The sequence below is a fragment of the Streptomyces mesophilus genome (assembly GCF_011044995.1).
In the GTDB taxonomy this organism is placed as follows: Bacteria; Actinomycetota; Actinomycetes; order Streptomycetales; family Streptomycetaceae; genus Streptomyces; species Streptomyces mesophilus.
Map to the genome: position 1 here is coordinate 1 of NZ_JAAKZW010000448.1, position 1,667 is coordinate 1,667.

The 1,667-nt window shown below is 71.7% G+C and carries 1 protein-coding gene; it reads left to right on the forward strand.

The window, feature by feature from the left end; genetic code table 11:
* Positions 1-145: 145 nt before the first annotated feature.
* Positions 146-1,600, forward strand: a complete 1,455-nt coding sequence (locus G6045_RS40475; protein ID WP_165337245.1) for an MFS transporter — start codon at positions 146-148, stop codon at positions 1,598-1,600.
* Positions 1,601-1,667 lie beyond the last annotated feature (67 nt).

Consider the following 1,667-nt stretch of genomic DNA (forward strand, 5'->3'; position numbering starts at 1 on the left):
ACATCGGGCTTGGTGGAGCGGCGGTCGTCACGATGCTCCGTAAAGCCTGACCGTCACGAGGCCGAGGACCTAGTCCCGAAGACCGATGGCCGCTGCATCGAAACCCCGATGCAGCGGCCGCGGGCAGCCTGAGAGCATGGCCGGCATGGCCCAGACACCCACCCAAGCCCCGATAACCACCGGTACGTCACGCCGCTCCATCCCGACCTGGGCGGTGGTGCTCACGGCGTGTGCGGGTCAGTTCCTCGTCGTCCTCGATGTGTCCGTGGTGAACACCGCGCTCCCCTCGATGCGCTCCGACCTGGGCCTGAGCGCGCTGGGCCTGCAATGGGTGGTCAACGCGTACTCGATCGCCTTCGCCGGCTTCATGCTGCTCGGCGGGCGGGCCGGGGACCTCTTCGGGCGCAAGCGGATGTTCCTCGTCGGGCTCGCGCTGTTCACGGCCGCCTCGCTCGCGGGCGGTCTCGCGCAGGAGAGCTGGCAGCTGCTCGCCGCCCGCGCCGTCCAGGGCCTGGGCGCCGCGGTGCTCGCCCCGTCCACGCTGACCCTGCTCACCTCGGCCGTCCCCGAAGGACCGGCCCGTATCCGCGCCATCGGCACCTGGACCGCCGTCGGCGCGGGCGGCGGTGCGGCCGGCGGTCTGGTCGGCGGGCTGCTCACCGATCTGCTGTCGTGGCGCTGGGTGCTCCTGATCAACGTGCCCGTCGGCGTCCTGGTCCTGGTCGCCGCCGTGTTCTGGCTGAGCGAGAGCCGGGGCGGCGAGCGGCGCCGGCTCGATCTGCCGGGCGCGGTCCTGGTGACGGCCGGGCTCGCGACGCTCGCGTACGGGATCGTGCAGACCGAGGTGGAGGGCTGGACGGCGCCCGCGACGCTGGTCCCGCTGGCCGCCGGACTGCTCCTCATCGCGGTGTTCCTGCTTGTCGAGGCGCGGACCAAGACGCCCCTGATGCCGCTCGGGCTGTTCAAGGTGAGGTCGGTGGCCGCGGCGAACGCGGTCATGATGGTGTGCGGTGCGGCCAGCTTCGCCATGTGGTTCTTCATGACGGTGTACGCGCAGAACGTCCTCGGCTACTCCGCCATCGAGGCCGGACTCGCCCTCGTCCCGTCCTCGTTGACCGTGATGCTCGGCTCCAAGCTCGCGCCCCGACTGATGCGCGTGATCGGCGCGAAGAACGTCACGATCCTCGGCATCCTGATCGCGGCCTCGGGCTACGGCCTGCAACAGGCGACGATCGCGCCCGACGGCGGCTACCTCAGCTCGATCCTGTTCCCCGGCATCCTGATGATGCTGGGCGCCGGCCTCGCCATGACCCCGCTCGCGTCGCTCGCCACCTCGGGCGCCGCACCCTCGGAGGCGGGCCTGGTCTCCGGCCTGATCAACACCTCGCGCACCATGGGCGGCGCGCTCGGCCTGTCGATCCTGTCGACGATCGCCGCGGCACACTCGGGCGGCGGCTCGGATCCGGCGGCGCTGACCGACGGCTATGCGGCCGCGTTCCGTACGAGTGGGCTGATCCTGCTCGGGGGAGTGGTGCTCGTTCTGCTGTGGATGCCCTCGGAGCGGGGGCCCAAGGTACCCGCGGCCCGCAAGTCCGCCTAGCGCAGCGCCTCCTGCCCCACATCGGCCGACAGCCGCGCCACCACCCGGAACCCGCCCAGCTCCCCAG